Annotated in this window: 16 protein-coding genes and 1 pseudogene; 13 read left to right on the top strand and 4 right to left on the bottom strand. The window is 73.1% G+C overall.

Features of this window, described 5'->3' with window-relative positions:
- Window positions 1-70: 70 nt before the first annotated feature.
- Together IE290_RS11550 and IE290_RS11545 are read right to left on the bottom strand one after the other, a co-directional pair.
- Window positions 71-889: an endonuclease/exonuclease/phosphatase family protein gene (locus tag IE290_RS11550; RefSeq protein ID WP_229874415.1), complete on the bottom strand. Its 819-nt coding sequence runs from the start codon at window positions 887-889 to the stop codon at window positions 71-73.
- A 53-nt stretch (window positions 890-942) separates the two neighbouring features.
- Complete coding sequence (locus IE290_RS11545; RefSeq protein WP_191244532.1) at window positions 943-1,950, bottom strand: LLM class flavin-dependent oxidoreductase; 1,008 nt, start codon at window positions 1,948-1,950, stop codon at window positions 943-945.
- Window positions 1,951-1,991: 41 nt separating this feature from the next.
- On the opposite strand from IE290_RS11545, the gene IE290_RS11540 reads away from it, so the two are divergent.
- From IE290_RS11540 to IE290_RS11490, 11 genes are all read left to right on the top strand, one after another.
- Window positions 1,992-2,807, top strand: a complete 816-nt coding sequence (locus IE290_RS11540) for an NmrA family NAD(P)-binding protein (protein WP_191244531.1) — start codon at window positions 1,992-1,994, stop codon at window positions 2,805-2,807.
- A gap of 562 nt (window positions 2,808-3,369) precedes the next feature.
- Window positions 3,370-4,395, top strand: coding sequence for a LacI family DNA-binding transcriptional regulator (locus tag IE290_RS11535; RefSeq protein WP_191244530.1), 1,026 nt, complete (start codon window positions 3,370-3,372; stop codon window positions 4,393-4,395).
- Entirely contained in the window at window positions 4,392-5,348 is a 957-nt protein-coding gene (locus IE290_RS11530; RefSeq protein WP_191244529.1) for a carbohydrate ABC transporter permease, read from the top strand. Before IE290_RS11535 ends, IE290_RS11530 begins: the two co-directional genes overlap by 4 nt.
- Before the next feature lie 5 nt (window positions 5,349-5,353).
- A complete protein-coding gene (locus tag IE290_RS11525) occupies window positions 5,354-6,181 on the top strand; it encodes a carbohydrate ABC transporter permease (RefSeq protein WP_191244528.1) in 828 nt (275 codons plus the stop codon).
- Between the two features lie 26 nt (window positions 6,182-6,207).
- Window positions 6,208-7,482 carry an ABC transporter substrate-binding protein gene (locus IE290_RS11520; RefSeq protein ID WP_191244527.1) on the top strand — a complete coding sequence of 425 codons (1,275 nt, stop codon included), beginning with the start codon at window positions 6,208-6,210 and terminating at the stop codon, window positions 7,480-7,482.
- Window positions 7,479-8,696 (top strand): ADP-ribosylglycohydrolase family protein, encoded by a 1,218-nt coding sequence (locus tag IE290_RS11515; protein ID WP_229874414.1) that lies wholly within the window; start codon window positions 7,479-7,481, stop codon window positions 8,694-8,696. The genes IE290_RS11520 and IE290_RS11515 overlap by 4 nt, the downstream gene beginning before the upstream one ends.
- A gap of 148 nt (window positions 8,697-8,844) precedes the next feature.
- The gene (locus IE290_RS11510; RefSeq protein WP_229874413.1) at window positions 8,845-10,179 is read left to right on the top strand and encodes an ADP-ribosylglycohydrolase family protein; all 1,335 of its coding nucleotides are present in this window, start codon (window positions 8,845-8,847) and stop codon (window positions 10,177-10,179) included.
- On the top strand, window positions 10,176-11,069 hold the full coding sequence (locus IE290_RS11505; protein WP_191244526.1) for a ribokinase: 894 nt from the start codon (window positions 10,176-10,178) through the stop codon (window positions 11,067-11,069). The genes IE290_RS11510 and IE290_RS11505 overlap by 4 nt, the downstream gene beginning before the upstream one ends.
- Entirely contained in the window at window positions 11,066-12,988 is a 1,923-nt protein-coding gene (locus IE290_RS11500) for an SUMF1/EgtB/PvdO family nonheme iron enzyme (RefSeq protein ID WP_191244525.1), read from the top strand. The genes IE290_RS11505 and IE290_RS11500 overlap by 4 nt, the downstream gene beginning before the upstream one ends.
- Complete coding sequence (locus IE290_RS11495; RefSeq protein WP_191244524.1) at window positions 12,985-14,193, top strand: CaiB/BaiF CoA transferase family protein; 1,209 nt, start codon at window positions 12,985-12,987, stop codon at window positions 14,191-14,193. The genes IE290_RS11500 and IE290_RS11495 overlap by 4 nt, the downstream gene beginning before the upstream one ends.
- A complete protein-coding gene (locus tag IE290_RS11490; RefSeq protein ID WP_191244523.1) occupies window positions 14,190-15,032 on the top strand; it encodes an HpcH/HpaI aldolase/citrate lyase family protein in 843 nt (280 codons plus the stop codon). The genes IE290_RS11495 and IE290_RS11490 overlap by 4 nt, the downstream gene beginning before the upstream one ends.
- A gap of 7 nt (window positions 15,033-15,039) precedes the next feature.
- Here IE290_RS11490 and IE290_RS11485 read toward each other — a convergent pair whose 3' ends face one another.
- Window positions 15,040-15,609 (bottom strand): TIGR03086 family metal-binding protein, encoded by a 570-nt coding sequence (locus IE290_RS11485; RefSeq protein ID WP_191244522.1) that lies wholly within the window; start codon window positions 15,607-15,609, stop codon window positions 15,040-15,042.
- 55 nt (window positions 15,610-15,664) lie between these two features.
- Window positions 15,665-16,522, bottom strand: coding sequence for an MBL fold metallo-hydrolase (locus IE290_RS11480; protein ID WP_191244521.1), 858 nt, complete (start codon window positions 16,520-16,522; stop codon window positions 15,665-15,667).
- A 68-nt stretch (window positions 16,523-16,590) separates the two neighbouring features.
- Between IE290_RS11480 and IE290_RS11475 the strand changes: the two genes are divergently transcribed.
- Both IE290_RS11475 and IE290_RS38210 read left to right on the top strand, forming a co-directional pair.
- Window positions 16,591-16,731, top strand: a complete 141-nt coding sequence (locus IE290_RS11475; RefSeq protein ID WP_191244520.1) for a hypothetical protein — start codon at window positions 16,591-16,593, stop codon at window positions 16,729-16,731.
- Window positions 16,718-17,485: pseudogene (locus IE290_RS38210) on the top strand (amidase); the annotation flags it as partial. The gene IE290_RS11475 and the pseudogene IE290_RS38210, both read left to right, overlap by 14 nt.
- Window positions 17,486-17,545 lie beyond the last annotated feature (60 nt).

Below are 17,545 nucleotides of genomic sequence, written 5' to 3'. Positions count from 1 at the left end.
GGCCCACGGCCCTCCCGCGCCGGGGCCGTGCGCCGCCGGCCGAGCCGCGATCCGGCCCTCTCACCCGCGGCTAGTGACGCACCAGCAGGCGGCTCATCAGCGGCAGGTGGTCTGAAGCCGCCGGAGTCCCGTCGAGCACGCGTGTCACCAGCGGGCTCACCGAGCGCGACGCGTACACGTAGTCGATCCGCCGGTCCGGCGCCTCCGCCGGGTAGGTCGCCCCGTCGCCCTTGCCGGACACCGGCCAGGCGTCGGTGAAGGCCGCGTTCAGCGTCGCGATCTCCGGGGCCTCCGGGAGCGCGTTCAGGTCGCCCACGAGCACCGCCGGGGAGGTGTCGCCGATCAGCTCCGTGATCTGCCGCGTCTGCTCCGCGCGGTCGGCCTGTGAGCTGGCCGCCAGGTGCGTGTCGAACACGTGCACCGCCACCCCGCGCACGTCCACCACCGCGTGCAGCAGCCCGCGCTGCTCCTGTCCCGGCGAGCGGTACAGGTACGTGTTGTCCCACGCGGTGATCGGGTAGCGGGACAGGATCGCGGTGCCGTACTGGATCCGCGGGCGGCCCGCGGCGGGCGGGTCGCGGTCGATGTTCGCGCCGAACACCACGTGGTAGCCGAGCATCCCGGCCAGCTCGGCCGCCTGGTCGGCCCACCCGCTGCGCGCCGAGTAGTGCCGGTCCACCTCCTGCAGCCCCACCACGTCGGCGCCGCTGTCCCGGATCACCCCGGCCACCCGCGCGAGGTCGAGCACGTCGTCGGTGCCCTGCGCGTGGTGGATGTTGAAACTCAGCACGGACAGCACCCGCTGCCGCGGCTCGCTCGCGTTCGCGGGCAGCACCGCCGTCCCCAGGATCGCCGTCAGCGTCAGCACGATCGTCACAATTCTGCGCACCCGGCGATCTTCGACCGGGCACATGAGGACGCGGTGAACGAGCGGCGAACGTTTCAGCGCCAGCCGGCGTCGGGTGCGACGTCGCGGACGATCGACTCCAGCAGGTGCGCGTTGTAGTCCACGCCGAGCTGGTTCGGGACCGTCACGAGCACCGTGTCCGCCGCCCGCACGGCCGCGTCCTCGGCGAGCTGCTTGGCGATCACGTCCGGCTCGCCCACGTAGGACTTCCCGAATCGCGCCACCCCGCCGTCCAGCCAGCCGACCTGGTCCTGGCTGTCGCGCTCGCGTCCGAAGTAGACCCGATCGGTGTCGGTGGTGATCGGGATGACGCTGCGGCTCACCGACACGCGCGGCTCGCGGATATGGCCCTGCCGCGCCCACTCCTCGCGGAAGATCGCGATCTGCTCGGCCTGCAGCTCGTCGAACGGCACCCCGGTGTCCTCGGTGAGCAGCGTCGAACTCATCAGGTTCATCCCCTGCTCGGCGGCCCACTTCGCGGTGGCGCGGGTGCCGCTGCCCCACCAGATCCGCTCGTACAGGGTGGGCGACTGCGGCTGGATCGCGAGCATGCCGGGGCGGCCGGTCATCCGCGGATCGGCCCGCACCACACCGGCGCCCCCGATCGCGGTGCGGAAGGTCGCGGTGTGCCGGCGCGCCATGTCCGCGTCGGTTTCGCCGTCGGCGGGGACGTAGCCGAATGCGGACGCCCCGTGCAGCGCGGGCTCGGGGGAGCCGCGGCTGATGCCCAGCTGCAGGCGCTCGCGGCTGAGCAGGTCGGTCGCCGCGGCCTGCTCGGCCAGGTACAGCGGGTTCTCGTAGCGCATGTCGATCACGCCGGTGCCCAGCTCGATCCGCTCGGTCCGCGCGGCCATCGCGGCCAGCAGCGGGAACGGCGTCGAGAACTGCGGCGCGAAGTGGTGCACGCGCAGGAACGCGCCGTCGACGCCCAGCTCCTCGGCCGCGACGGCGAGTTCGACCATCTGCCGCAACGCGTCACCGGCCGTCGGCGTCGGCGTGCCGGGCTGGTGGTGGCCGAACGAGAGGAACCCGATCTTCTTCACACGTGTATTGTCCAGGATTCGATTGGCGACTGGGGGCCGCGATGTTTCTCGTAACTGGTGCGACCGGCACGGCAGGCGGAGCGGTGGTGCGCGCGCTCGCCGAGGCCGGTGAGCCGGTGCGGGCGCTGGTGCGCAAGCCCGATGCCGAGGTGCCCGGCGCGGAGCCGGTCGTCGGTGATCTCAACGACCCGGCGAGCGTCCCGTTCGACGGTGTGACCGGCGTGTTCCTGCTGTCCGGGTACGCCGACATGCCGGGCCTGCTGGCGCGGGCGCGGTCGGCCGGTGTCGAGCGGGTGGTGCTGCTGTCCGGCGGGTCGGCGGCGCTGGCGGACCTGGACAACGCGGTCTCGCGGTACATGACGTTGTCCGAGCGGGCCGTGCGGGAGTCCGGTCTGGCGTGGACGTTCCTGCGGCCGCGGGCGTTCATGTCCAACGCGCTGCGCTGGCTGCCGCAGCTGCGGGCGGGGGACGAGGTGCGTGTGCAGTACCCGGACGTGCCCGCGGCGTGCATCGACCCGGGCGACATCGCCGCCGTGGCCGTCCGGGCGTTGCGCGGTGGGCACGAGGGCCGGACGTACGAGCTCACCGGCCCCGAGGCGCTGCTGCCGGCGCAGCAGATCGCCGTGCTGGCGCGCGTGCTGGGGCGGGACCTGCGCGCCGTGGGCCTGTCGAACGAGGAAACCCGAGCCGAGATGGCTGCCGCGATGCCGGCGGAGTACGTGCAGGCGTTCACGCAGTTCTACGCCGAGGGCACGCTCGACGAGGCCACGGTGCACGCGGACGTCGAAGAGGTGACCGGCCGGCCGCCGCGCACGTTCGAGCAGTGGGCGCGCAAGAACGCGGACGCCTTCCGCTGACCCTGACGCCGCGGCGCTCGCCGGGACTACCGGCGGAAAGCGGGCTTCGCGACGGGAGATGCCCGCCACGGCACGGACCCCGCGGGGGAGCGGGATGCACCCGCCGGTGCCGAACTCGCGCGGCTGCGGCTGGATCGCGCCCGGGAGCGCGGAACTCGCGCGAAGGCGCGTGGGAGCGTGGAACTCGCGCGAAGGCGCGTGGGACTCGCGCCCGGGAGCGTGGAACTCGCAGCCGTGAGTGCCCGCGCCCGTGAGAGCGCGACTCCCGCCGCGTCAGCGGGGTACGTGCGCGCCTGAGTGTGGGACTCGCGGCCGTGAACGGGGAACTCGCGTGCCTGAACTCGCGCGACCGAACGTGGGACTGGCGCGCGTGAACGCGGGACGCGCGGCGCACGCCCGCCTGCACCCAGCCTGACCAGGACCGGAGCGCGCTTCACCACCCCGGTGTTGACACCTCCGGAAGTGGATGTCACTATTCCCCGCAGCCCCTTGGAATCGTTTCCAACACGGAGCGTAACGAGCTGGAAACGTTTCCAAGGCCACGGACGACGACGGAGCGACAATGACGTCTACACGGGCCACGCTGCTGCAGGTGGCCGAACGAGCCGGGGTGTCCCTGGCCTCGACCTCGCGCGCCTTGCACGGCACCGGCGCGAGCCCGGCCATGATCGAGCGCGTCCGGGCCGCCGCGGAGGAGCTGGGCTACAGCCCGGACGCCATCGGCCGGTCGCTGCGCATGAAGAAGACCTTCCAGATCGCCTTCGCGGTCGCCGACATCGGCAACCCGGTCTACGTCGAGATGATGCGGGCCATCCACGAGGTCCTCGCCCCGCACGGGTACCGCGTCGTGGTCATGACCACCGGCGACACCTCCACCTCGACGACCGACCTGGTCCGCAGCCTGAACAGCGGCTTCGTCGACGGCATGGTCATCAGCCCGCTGCGCACCGACGACCGCCTGATCGAGGCGATCCAGCAGGCCGCCGTCCCGGTCGTGGTCATCGGCCGTGCCCTGGACGCCCACGGCATCAGCTCGGTCTCCACCGACTCCGCGGGCGGCATCGGTCAGGCGGTCCGCCACCTGCAGGACCTGGGCCGCCGCCGGATCGGCTTCCTCAACGGCCCCCTCGACACCACCCCCGGCCAGGCCCGCCAGCGCGGGTTCGAGGCCGCGGCCGGCGCGCACCACACCATCGAGATCGCCAAGGACTTCACCGTCGCCGCCGGCCTCACCGCCGCCCGCCGCCTGCTGGCCGCCGCCCCGGAGCGCCTCGACGCCATCGTCGCCGCCAACGACCTGCTCGCCATCGGCGCCATCCACGCCATCCGCGAACTGGGCCTGTCCGTCCCCGGAGACATCGCGGTGACCGGCATGGACGACACCGAGATCGGCCGCGTCTTCCACCCGACCCTGACCAGCGTCTCGCTCGGGAGCACCGAGCGCGGGCGCGCCGCCGCGCAGCTCATGCTCCGCCTCGCCGACGACGCCGACCAGGACGCGCAGCAGGTCACCGTCGGCCCGGAGCTGATCGTGCGCGGTTCCACCGTCCCCGCCGCCGGCGGGCTCACCGAGGGAGGCCGGCGATGACCCTGGCCGCGGACACCCGCGCCCCCGCACCCGCCCCGGCGCCCCGCAAGCGCGGCGGGGGCACGATGGCCCGCTCCCGCCGCCGCGAGGCGATCGCGCTGGTGATGCCGTCGCTGATCCCGATCCTCGTGCTCAGCGTCGCGCCCCTGGTGATGGGCCTGGCACTGGCGTTCACCGACGCCCGCCTGGTGCGCGACCCGGACTACGACTTCACCGGCATCGACAACTTCACCAAGCTCGCCGGCAACGCGTTCTTCTGGGACAGCCTGCGCATCGGTCTCATTTGGACAGTCGGGGTCACCCTGCTGCAGCTGGCCGCGTCGATGGGCCTGGCGCTGCTGCTCAACTCCGGACTCAAACTGCAGGGCCTGACCCGCGTGCTGGCGCTCATCCCGTGGGCCATGCCGCCGGTCGTCGTGGCGATCATGTGGCAGATGATCTACTCGGCCAACGGCGGCCCGCTCAACGCCTTCCTCGGCAGCGTCGGCCTGCCCGCCGACACCAACTGGCTCGGCGACTTCTCCACCGCCCTGCCCGCGGTGATCGTCGTCGGCGTGTGGGTCGGCATGCCGCAGACCACCGTCACCCTGCTGGCCGGCCTGCAGCAGATCCCGCAGGACCTGCACGAGGCCGCGGCGGTGGACGGCGCGGGCGCGTGGCGGCGGTTCACCGCGGTCACCTGGCCCAGCCTGCGGCCGATCGTCACCTCGATCACGTCGCTGAACTTCATCTGGAACTTCAACTCGTTCTCGCTGGTCTACGTCCTCACCGAGGGCGGACCGGGCGGAAAGACGATGGTGCCGGTGCTCTTCATCTACCTCGAGGCGTTCAAGAACCGCAACATCGGCTACGCGGCGGCGATGGGGCTCGTGCTCGTGATCATCGTCGTGCTGCTGCTGGCGGTCTACCTGCGGTCGCAGTTCCGCGACGACCGCGCCGGACAGGGGCGGTGACCCGGATGCGCGTCCTGTTGCGTCCCGCCCAGTACCTGGCGCTGGCGGCCTACATCCTGTTCCTCGGCTTCCCGCTGTTGTGGCTGATCTCGGCGTCGGTGAAGTCCTCCGGCGAGCTCAACTCGCTCACCGTGAGCCTCCTGCCCCAGCAGTGGCACTGGGACAACTACTCCGACGCCCTGGACCGCCAGGGCCTGGTGCACTCGGCGGGTAACAGCCTGGTCGTGGCGCTGGTGTCCACCGCCCTGGTGATCCTCATCGCGCTGCCGGCGTCCTACGTGCTCGCCCGGCTCAAGGGCAAGATCCGCGCCGCCGGCGTGGGCTGGATCCTGGTGTCCCAGGTGTTCCCGGTGGTGCTGGTGATCCTGCCGCTGTTCCTGATCCTGCGCACCATCGGGCTGGCCGACAGCCTGGCCGGGCTGACGCTCGTGCACACCACCTACACGCTGCCGTTCGCGCTGTGGATGCTGCAGGGCTACGTCGCCGCCATCCCGGTCGACCTGGAGGAGGCCGGCGCGATGGACGGCGCCGGCCGGTGGACCGTGCTGCGCCGCATCGTGTTCCCGCTCCTGATGCCCGGCATCGTCGCCACCGCGATGTTCAGCTTCGTCTCCTCCTGGAACGAGTTCTTCTTCGCGCTGGTGCTGTTGCAGTCGCCGGAGAACTACACCCTGCCGATCACGCTGAACATGTTCATCGGCGGTGAGGGCAAGGTGTCCCTCGGACCGCTCGCCGCGGGCGCCGTGCTCGCCGCGATCCCCAGCATCGTCTTCTTCACCATCCTGCGCCGGAGGCTCACCAGTGGGCTGATGGCGGGGGCGGTGAAGGGATGAACCACGGAAAAACGAAAGGTCGGTCAATGAAGTCTCGACGTGTGGTGGTGGCCGCGCTCGCGGCGGCCGCGAGCCTGCTGTTCACCGCGTGCTCCAGTGGCGGTGACAGCGCCGGCGGCCCGGTGACGCTGAAGTTCCAGTCCCTGTCCGACCAGCCCGCGGCCATCGCGGCGACGAACAAGATCGTCGACGACTGGAACAAGGCGCACCCCGACGTCAAGGTCGAGGTCGTGCAGGCCGGCTGGGACGGTGTCTACGACAAGCTGATCACCCAGTTCAACGCGGGCAGCGCGCCGGACATCATCCACTACGAGGCGGCCGGTGTCGTGCCGTTCGCCAAGGACGGCTACCTCGCCGACCTCACGCCGTACCTGTCGGAGCAGAAGAAGACCGACATCCCCAAGGGCGTGCTCGACTCGGTCACCGTGGACAACCAGGTGATCGCCTACCCGACCGAGCTGCAGTCCTATGTGGTCTTCGCCAACCGCGCCCTGCTGCAGAAGGCCGGGGTCACCATCCCGTCCGGGGACACGATGAGCTGGGACCAGCTGCGCGAGATCGCCAAGGCGACCACCCGCGACGGCGCCTTCGGCCTCGGCTGGGGCCTGTCCAGCCCGACCGCCGCGATGGTGGCGCTCGCGCCCGGCTTCGGCGGCAAGTACTTCGACGGCACCGGCACCGACGCGAAGATCAGCGTCGGCCAGGGTGAGATGGCGCTGCCGCAGCTGGTGGACGCCATGGCGCACCAGGACAACTCGATCCTGCCGGTCACGCTGACCCAGTCCGGGTCGAAGGCACTGGCGCCGTTCTACGCCGGGCAGACCGCGATGACCATCCAGGGTTCGTTCCAGGCCGCGAACATCGCCAAGGACGCCCCGGCCGGGTTCGACTGGGTCGTGCTGCCGCCGCTGGCCGGCCCCGCCGGTCCGGCGCAGGCCGCCAACCCGCAGACGCTGTCGGTGAACAAGGACTCCGCGCACGTCAAGGAGGCCGCCGAGTTCATCGAGTTCTTCACCGGCACCGAGAACCTGGCCGCGCTCAACGAGGCCGACGCGCTGATCCCGGCGACCACCTCGGCCCGCCAGGCGCTGACCACGAAGCTCGGAGCGCAGAACGGCTGGAAGGAAATCCTGTCCTCCGGCCAGTACCTCACCTCCGCGCCGTACCTGTTCGTCGACAAGTACGCGCAGTGGAAGGACACCGTCGCGACCCCGGCCTACCAGAAGTTCCTGGCCAAGCAGATCGACGCAGCCGGCCTGTCCAAGGAACTGACGGACGGCTGGAACAGCATCAACCGGTGAGCGACCGGTCCTCGACCATTGAGAAGGGAAACGTGAAGCCGGTGACCTGGCTGGAAGACCGAGCGGTGGCGGTGATCACCGGGGCGGCCGTGGGGGACGCGCTGGGTGGCGCCACCGAGGGGTGGACCCCGGAACAGATCGAGGAACGCCACGGCGGCCGGGTGACCGGCATCGTCGGTCCGTGGTTCCCGAACTGGCGGGACGCGCGCCCGATCGCGCCGTACCACAAGGGGGACGGGCACGTCACCGACGACACCCTGATGACCCGTGCGCTCGTCGAGGTGTACGCGAAGCGCCGCGCGCACCTCGACGCGTACGCGATGGCCGAGGACCTGGTGCCGTTGATGATCGGGGAGCCGCGGTGGGTCCCCGAGCTGGAGTCGACCGCGCTGCTGCTGCAGCGGGTGTTCCTGGCGGAGAAGTGGATCGTCGCCCGGCTCCACTACGGGCACGTCGACCCGCGCGAGGCCGGGGTCGGCAACGTGGTCAACTGCGGCGCCGCGATGTACGTGGCGCCGGTCGGGCTCGCCAACGCCGGGGACCCGCGTGGTGCCTACGCGGAGGCGATCGACCTGACCGGCGCCCACCAGTCCAGCTACGGCCGGGAGGCGGCCGGCGTGTTCGCGGCGATGGTCGCGGCATCGGTCGCCCCCGGCGCCGGGGTCGAGGACGTTGTCACGGCGGCCCTCGACGTGGCGCACGACGGGACGGCGGCCGCGCTGCGGGCCGTGGTGGACGCGTTCGAGGGCTGGACTTCCGCCCCGGCGAACGACGAGGAGGAGCGTGAGCTGGCCCGGCTGATCCGGGACACGGTCGCGCCGTACGACTCGGTCGGGCCGGAGTACCGGCAGATGTCGATGGACGCGCGCCGCCCGTCGCGGACCAAGTCGATCGAGGAACTGCCCGCCGCGCTCGGGTTCGTGCTCGGCCACCGCGGCGACTACCGCGGCGCGGTGCTGGGCGCGGTGAACTACGGCCGGGACGCCGACTCGATCGCGGTGATGGCCGGTGCGGTGTGCGCCGGGCTCGGCGGCACCGCGGTCGTCCCGGCGGAGTGGATCGACGCGATCGGCGAGGCGAGCCGCATGGACCTGCGGGAGACCGGCCGGCTGATGGCCTCGGCCGCGGCGGACATCCTGAAGGCGGACCGGGAACGCGCGCTGGCGCGGCTGCGGACCCTGGACGAGCTGGACAACGCGGGGGCGCGGTCGTGAGCGTGATCTGGGACCTCGCGCGCGAGCGGGAGGCCACCGGCGGGGGCCCGGCCGTCGAAGAGAGGGACACGACAGCGGCCGTGGAGTTGCGCTGGGACCGGCGGGAAGGGCTGCTCACGCGTACGCGGCCGGCCGGGGAGACGGGGGCGTGGTCGTGAGGCTCACCTGGGCCCAGCCCGAGGACCTGCTCGCGCACGAGCTGGTCCAGTCCGCCGCCGAAGGCCGGGACGTCACGGGCATCCGGGACCGCTGGGTCGCGGCAGGCGGGGATCCGGTGCCCGCGGTGAGCGGCGCCGGACCGCGTCCCGCCGGCCCGGAGCTGCGGGCGCTGGCCCGCGACCTGCTCGACGAGCTGGCCGCGCTGCCCACCCCGCCGGCGCCGCACGAACCGGACGACTGGCACGCGATCGTCGCGTTGCTGCCGCCCGCGCCGGAGCTTTCCGGCGGCAGTGGACGCGTGCTGGACGCGTGGACCGGCCGCGCCGCCGGCTGCCTGCTCGGCAAACCCGTCGAGAAGATCCCGCGCGAGGGCATCGAGGAGATCCTGCGCGCCACCGGCCGCTGGCCGCTGGACCGGTGGTTCACCGCGGTGGGCCTGCCGGACGAGGTCGCGCGGCGGTGGCCGTGGAACCGCCGCTCCGCCCCGACCTCGCTGGAGGAGAACATCGACGGGATGCCGGAGGACGACGACCTCAACTACCCGATGCTCGCGCTCACGCTCCTGGAACAGCGCGGGCGCGGGTTCACCACCGACGACGTCGCCCAGCTGTGGCTGGACAACCTGCCCGCCGGGCGCGTGTTCACCGCCGAGCGCGCCGCCTACCGCAACATCCTCGACGCCCGCCCGGTGCCCGAAACCGCCACGCACCACAACCCGTTCCGCGAGTGGATCGGCGCGCTCATCCGGACCGACGTGTTCGGCTGGGTGTCGCCGGGCGACGTGCGTGCCGCGGCCCACCTCGCCTGGACCGACGCCCGCCTGAGCCACACCCGCAACGGCATCTACGGCGCGATGTGGGCTGCCGCGCTCGCGTCGGCGTCGATGGTGTGCGACACCGTCGACGAGGTCCTCGACGCCGGGGAAACCGTGCTGCCACCGGAGAGCCGCCTCGCGCAGGCGGTCCGGTTCGGACGGTCGCTGGCCGGGCTGGGCACGAGCGCCGGGCTGGACCGCCTGCACGCCGAATACGGCCACCTGCACTGGGTCCACGTCCTCAACAACGCCGCCGTCATCGCCTTCGCCCTCGCCCGGGGCGGCGGCGAGTTCGGGCCGAGCGTGTCCATCGCCGTCACCGCGGGCTGGGACACCGACTCCGCGGCCGCCACCGTCGGCGGGGTCGTCGGCGCCCTGCGCGGCGTGCCGGACCAGTGGGCGAAACCGCTGGACAACCGCATCGCGACCTCCCTGCCCGGCGGGGAGCAGCGCATCACCGACCTGGCGGCCCGCACGGCCGCCCTGACCGTGGAACGAGGTGCCGCATGACCGGGCAGGTCGTGGTCGTCGGCTCGGCCAACGTCGACCTCGTCGTCGACGTGCCGCGCCATCCGGCCGGCGGGGAGACGATCCTCGGCGGCGACCTGCGCCGCACTCCCGGCGGCAAGGGCGCCAACCAGGCCGTCGCCGCCGCCCGCGCCGGGGGAGCGGAGACCACGTTCGCCGGCGCGCTGGGCACCGACGAGTCCGCGGACCTGCTGCTGGCCTCGCTGGAGCGGGCCGGGGTCCGCACCGATCTGGTGTCCCGTGTGGACGCTCCGACCGGGACTGCGCTGATCACGGTTTCCCCGGACGGCGAGAACGCGATCGTCGTCGCGCCGGGCGCGAACGCCCGGTTGGAGCTGACCGCCGCCCAGGTCGAGCGGATCGCGCACGCCGACGTCGTGCTGGCCCAGCTGGAGATCCCGCTCGGCACGGTCCGCGCGGCCGCCGCCGCGCGACGCCCGGGCGCCGTGATGGCCCTCAACGCCGCGCCGTCCCGGGACCTGCCCGCGGACCTCTGGGACGCGGTGGACCTGCTCGTCGTCAACGAGCACGAGGCCGCCGACCTCGCCCGCGCCGAGGGCACGCCGGAAGACCTCGCCAAGGTGCTGCTCGAGCGCGTGCCCGCGGTCGTCATCACCCTCGGCGCCGACGGGTCCCTGGTCGCCGAGCGCGACCGGGAAACCGTGCGCGTGCCGGGGATCCGGGTGGCGGCCGTCGACACGACCGGTGCCGGGGACACCTTCTGCGGCGTGCTCGCCGCCGGGCTCGCCCGCGGGCTGGCCCTGGCCGAGGCGGCCCGGCTCGCCGGTGTCGCGGCCGCGCTCGCGGTCACCCGGCCCGGCGCGCAGGACGCCGTTCCCGCCGCCGCGGAGGTCGAGGAGAGCGCGCGATGACCTACACGTTCGACCCGCTCGTGCCGCGGCCGATCGACCGGCCCACCGAGGTCCCGCTCGGTCCGCTCACCGAGGAGCAGTTGATCGCGCTGGACGAGGCGAAGATCTTCGCCGGCCCGCCGGACCCGGCTGACCGCCCGGCGTGGCGGGAGCGGCTGCGCGAGTGGCGCGAGGACGCCCGCAGGCGCCACGGCTACACCGGCGCGGCCTACGAGCGGCCCGGCGCGGCATGGGCGGCGCGGTGCCGCACGGTCGCGCAGGTGTGGCTGTGGGACGAGCTGCTGTACGACGTCGAGCGGGGCCGGTTCACGCCGGAGAAGTTCCTCGCCGACGCGCGGGAGCGGTTCGCCGGCCTGGACGCGGTCGTGCTGTGGCACGCCTACCCGGTGATCGGCCTGGACGACCGCAACCAGTGGGACTTCTACCGCGACGTGCCCGGGCTGACGGAGCTGGTGCGGCAGTTCCACGACGCGGGCCTGGGCGTGTTCGTCGACTACAACCCGTGGGACGTCGGCACCCGCCGCGCCGGGGACGACCTCGGGGAGCTGGCCTCACTGGTCGCCGACCTCGGCGCGGACGGTGTCTTCCTGGACACCCTGAAGAAGGCCGAGCCGGAGTTCGTCGAGGCCCTGGAGCGGGCCAAGCCGGGGATCGTGCTGGAGGGCGAGTCGAAGCTGCCGGTCGAGCGGATCGAAGACCACGCCTCGTCGTGGGCGCAGTTCTTCGCCGACTCGCCGGTGCCCGGTGTGCTGCGCGCGCACTGGTACGAGCGGCGGCACATGCAGCACCACGTCCGCCGCTGGCACCGCGACCACACCGAGGAGCTGCAGTCGGCGTGGCTCAACGGCGTCGGCGTGATGGTGTGGGAGGTCGTCTTCGGCGTGTGGGTTGGCTGGTCGCGCCGGGACGCGGCGACCGTGCGGCGCATGGTCACCGTCCAGCGCGCCGCCGAGGACCTGCTGCTGCACGGCGAGTGGACGCCGCTGGCGGAACTGGCGCCCGGCGCCGAGGAGGCCGGCGTGTACGGCTCCCGCTGGGACCTCGGCGACCAGACACTGTGGACGGTCGTCAACCGCAGTGACCAGGACTACACCGGGCCGGTCGCTCCCGGCACCCCGTTGCTGGGGGAGGGCGTGCCGGCGAGGGGGATCGCGGCGTTCCTGCGGGCGGCCTCGGAACCGGCGTGGGTACGGGAGTTGCCGGACCTGCCGCACGACCCCGACGCCCGGTTCCCACACCGCCTCGCGGTCCCGCGCACGCCCGCCCGCAGCAGCGGCACGCCCGACCCGGACGCCGTGGTCGTGCCCGCCGGGCCGTACGTGCTGACCGTCCGCTACCGGGCCCGCGAGACCGGGATGTACCAGGGCGCGCCGTACGTCGACGAGTGGAAGCCGTTGCCGCCCCGGCTGCACGACGCGCGGACCCTGCAACGGGACGGCGTGCTCGCCAACCCGGTGGCCGTCGCCGCGACCGAGGTGACCAACGCGGAGTTCACCGAGTTCCTGGAGCGGACCGGCTACCGGCCCGCCCAACCGCACCGGTTCCTGGCCTGGAACACCGATCCGGACGCCCCGGTGACCTATGTGGACCTCGACGACGCCCGCGCCTATTGCGCCTGGCGCGGCGGCCGGTTGCCCACCGAGGACGAATGGCAGCTCGCCGGGGAGACCGGCCGGTTGCGCCGCGGCGAGCCGGCCGTGTGGAACTGGACCGAGAGCGAGCACTCCGACGGGCGCACGCGGTTCGTGATGCTCAAGGGCGGCTGCGACTACCGCGCGGAAGGCTCCGACTGGTACGTCGAAGGCGGCCGCCGCGACCCGGACTACAGCGTGAAGCTGCTGCTGCCCGGCCTGGGCCTGGCGCGCAGCGCGACCGTGGGTTTCCGCTGCGCGTGGGACCTGCCGGAGGTGACCGCGTGACCGTCTCCCGCGACCCCGCCGCCGGGGCACTGGCCGGGCTGCGTGTCGTCGATGCGGCGACGCTCTTCGCCGGGCCGATGGCCGCGATGCACCTGGGCGACATGGGCGCCGAGGTGATCAAGGTCGAGCACCCGGGCCGTCCGGACCCGGCGCGCCACCACGGCGTCGCCAAGGACGGCGTCAACCTGTGGTGGAAGACGCTCGGCCGCAACAAGCGCGCGATCACCGCCGACCTCGGCAAACCCGGCGGCCGCGAGGTGTTCCTGAAGCTCGCCGAACGGTCGGACGTGATCATCGAGAACTTCCGGCCCGGCACGCTGGAGCGCTGGGACCTGGGCTACGACGAGCTTTCCGCGCGCAATCCGCGGCTCGTGCTCGCCCGGGTCACCGGGTTCGGGCAGATCGGGCCGTACCGGCGGCGGCCCGGGTTCGGCACGCTCGCCGAGGCGATGAGCGGGTTCGCCGCCGCCACCGGGGAGCCGGACGGGCCGCCGACGCTGCCGCCGTTCGGGCTCGCCGATGGCATCGCCTCGCTGGCCACCGCCTACGCGATCATGGTCGCGTTGTCGGCGCGGGAGCGGACCGGGCGCGGGCAGGTCGTCGACACCGCGATCGTCGAGCCGATCCTGGCGATGCTCGGGCCACAGATCACGCGGTGGGACCAGCTGCGCTCGGTGCAGCCGCGCACCGGCAACCGGTCGGTGAACAACGCGCCGCGCAACACCTACTGCACCGGCGACGGGCAGTGGGTCGCGGTGTCCACGTCGGCGCAGTCGATCGCCGAGCGCGTGATGCGGCTCGTCGGGCGGCCGGAGCTGATCGACGAGCCGTGGTTCGCCAGCGGCGCCGAGCGCGCCAAGCACGCCGACGAGCTGGACGAGGCGGTGGGCGCGTGGATCGCGCGGCACACCCGGGACGAGGTGGTCGCCGAGTTCGAGGCCGCGCAGGCCGCGGTCGCGCCGATCTACGACGCCGCGGACATCGTCTCCGACCCGCAGTTCCGCGCACTGGGCACGATCCACGAGATCGAGGACCCGGAGCTGGGGCCGACGCTCATGCAGGGGCCCATCTTCCGGCTGTCCGGCCACGACGGGGTCATCGCCCACACCGGGCGCGCGCACGGCGCGGACACCGAGGAAGTGCTGGGGGAGCTGGGTTTCTCGGCGACCGAGGTGGCGAAGATGCGCGAAGAGGGGGCGGTGTGAGCGCGCCGGCGTTGACCCTGCTGTACGTGCCCGCCGACCGGCCGGACCGGGTGGCGAAGGCGCTCGATTCGGCGGCGGACGTGGTGCTCGTCGACTTGGAGGACGCCGTCGCGCCGGCCCGCAAGGACGAGGCGCGCGCCCACGCCGCGCGGCTGCTGTCGGCCCCGCTCGCGCGGCGGGTGCAGGTGCGGATCAACCACGCGAGCACGCCGTGGCACGCGGCGGACCTGGCGGCACTGGCCGGCCTGCCGCCCGAGGTGGGCGCGCGGATCCCGAAGGTCGAGTCACCGGAGGAAATCCGCGCGCTGGCCGACGCCCTGCCGGGCCGGGAGCTGCACCCGCTGATCGAATCCGCGCTCGGCGTCGAGCGGGCACTGGAGATCGCGACGGCCTCCCCGCAGGTCGCGTCGATCGGCCTCGGGGAGGCCGACTTGCGGTCGGACCTGGGCGTGACCGACGAGGCCGGGCTGGCGTGGGCACGCAGCCGGGTGGTCGTCGCCGCGCGGGCCGCGCGCCTGGTCCCGCCGGTCATGTCGGCGTATACCAACGTGCGCGACCTCGACGGGCTGGCGGCGTCCTGCCGGGCCGGGCGGGCACTCGGCTTCCGCGGCCGGACCGCCATCCACCCGGCCCAGCTGGAGACGATCCGCGCCGCGTTCCTGCCCAGCGCCCAGGAGGTCTCCCGGGCGCGTAAGGTGCTGTCCAGACTGGACGACGCCACCGCGGCAGGCGTGGGAGCGATCGCCCTGACCGACGGCACGTTCCTCGACGTCGCGATGCTGGAACAGGCGCGCACGGTGCTCGCTCTGGCCGGTGAACGACCGGACGTGACTGCCTGACGCTGCCTCACGTGCGGCGGCCGACGAACGCCAGCATCCGGGTTTGCTCGTCCGCGCCCGGTGGTGGCGTCACCTCCGGGCCGAAGAAGCCCGGCCGGCGCACCACGTGCTCGCGCGCCCAGTCCGCCGCCAGCGCCACCAGGTCCGCGTCGAGCCGGACGTCCATCCCCAGCGCGTGGCCGATGTCCCACGAGTGCACCACGGTGTCGGTGATCATCAGCGGCACCACCGCGGCCAGCGGCACCTCACCGATCCCGGTGATCGACGTCGTCCGGGCCAGCGCCTCCCCGGTCAGCGCCGGCACTGACGCCGCCCGCGCCTTGCGCCACGTCTCGACCGGGTCGTCGCCCGCCATCGCGCCCGGGTTCGGCGAGCCCGGCGCGCCCGTCCGCTCCGGGTCCGGCTCGCCGGTCGCCCACGCTCGCATCTGCCGCTGCCCCCAGATCAGGTGCCCGGCGACGTCCCGCACCGTCCACTCCGCGCACATCGACGGCGCGTCCCACCGCTCGTCCGGCACCGCCGCCAGCACCGCGTCCAGCCCGTCCTGCGCCCGCCGGTACCGCTCCATCAGCTCCATCGCCGACTCCTTTCCTCGATGCCCCGAGGACGAACGGCACCCGCCGGACTCGACATCACGCCGGCACGAATTCCAGCCCCCTGTGCCCGGTGACGACCCGGCCTCCGGTCGGCGGCGGGAAGTGCGTGCCCAGCAGTAGGGTGCCGCTGTCGGCCAGTGCGGCCAGCAGCGATCGCCGCGTCGACTCCGCGAGCGCCGGGTCGATGTCGACGCAACTGGTGATCTCCGGATGGGCCAGCTGGACCGGGTGGTGCACGCAGTCGCCGGTGATCACCGCGCTGTCGGTTCCGCTGGTCAGCCGCACGGCGACGTGTCCCGGCGTGTGTCCGGGCGTGGGGACCAGACGCACACCGGGAGCGATCTCGACGCCGTCGGCCGGCACGTCGACCAGGTCGAGCAGTCCGGCGTCCGCCACGGGCTCGACCGAGTCGCGGAACATCTGCCTCCGCGACTGGTCCATGTCGTAGCCCGACCAGAAGTCCCGTTCGTCGCGTGAGGTGAGGTAGCGGGCGTGTGGGAAGGTCGGCACCCAGTCGCCGTCCGCCCATCGGGTGTTCCAGCCGACGTGGTCGGTGTGCAGGTGCGTGAGCACTACCAGGTCGACCGACTCCGGCGGGAAACCCGCCGCGGCGAGCCGGTCCGGATAGCCGGTGCGCAGGTCGTGCCAGGCCGGGTTGGCGCGCTGCTTGCCGTCGCCGATGCCGGTGTCGACCAGGATCCGCGACCCGCCCGCCGAGACGGCGAAGCTGTGGCTGGCCAGGCGCGGCACGCCGCCGTCCGCGAAGTGGGGTACGAGCCAGTCGTGCCGGTTCACGACCTCCGGCGTCGCGCCGGGCAGCAGCCACGGACCGGTCTCGGGCGGCAGCAGCACCTCGTCGATCCGCTGCACGGTGATGTCACCCACGACCCACATCGCTACCTCCTAAAGGCGAACCGTTTGCGTTAAGCTTAACGCAAACACTTAGCGTTAGGAGGGTGTGCATGTCATCCGAAGACCGGCCCGAGGTGGTCGCCACCGCCGAGCACATCGACACCGTGGTCGCGGTCCTGCGGGAACTCGACCTCGGCGAGACCTCCCCGGCGGCGGTCTACCGGACGGGGGAGCACGATGCGTCCCGCTGACCTGACGTTGGCCGCGGCCGCCGCGGCTGTGCGGAACCGCGAGCTGTCCCCGGTCGAACTGGTCGACGACGTGCTGGCCCGCATCGAGGAGGCTGAGCCGCGGCTGGGCGCGTACGTGACCGTCACGGCCGACCGCGCTCGCCAGGCTGCCCGGGACGCCGAGCGGGAGATCGCGACGGGCGGCGTGCGCGGGCCGCTGCACGGCATCCCGATGGGGCTCAAGGACCTGATCGACGTGGCCGGGCTGCCGACCACGGCGAGTTCGCGCGTGCGGGCCGGGCACCGGGCGTCGGCGGACAGCGCGGTCGCCGCCCGGCTGGCGGAGGCCGGCGCGATCCTGGTCGGCAAGACCCACACGCACGAGTTCGCCTACGGGCTGATCACGCCGCAGACGGTCAACGCCCGCGACACCGGGCGCGTCGCGGGCGGGTCCAGTGGCGGGTCGGCGGTGGCGGTCGCGGCCGGGATGGCGGCTTTTTCGCTGGGTACCGACACCGGTGGGTCGATCCGCGTGCCCGCGGCGCTGAACGGGGTCGTCGGTCTCAAGCCGACGTATGACCTGGTGTCGCGGGAGGGCGTGGTGCCGCTGTCGTGGTCGCTGGACCACGTCGGGCCGATCGCGCGCACCGTCGAGGACGCCGCGCTGGTGATGAGCGTCCTTTCCGGAGTGTCCGCTGTGGAGCGCCCTGGGCTGCGGGTGGGAGTGCCTGGCAACTACTACTTCGATCGTCTCGATCCCGAGGTCGAATCCGCGGTGCGGGCGGGGATCAGCCGACTGGAAGCGCTCGGTGCGCGGCTGGTGGACGTCGAGCCC

The sequence above is a fragment of the Amycolatopsis deserti genome (assembly GCF_014653945.1).
GTDB lineage: Bacteria > Actinomycetota > Actinomycetes > Mycobacteriales > Pseudonocardiaceae > Amycolatopsis_E > Amycolatopsis_E deserti.
Note: the sequence above shows the minus strand (reverse complement) of the source record. Positions and strands in the feature narration are given on the sequence as shown.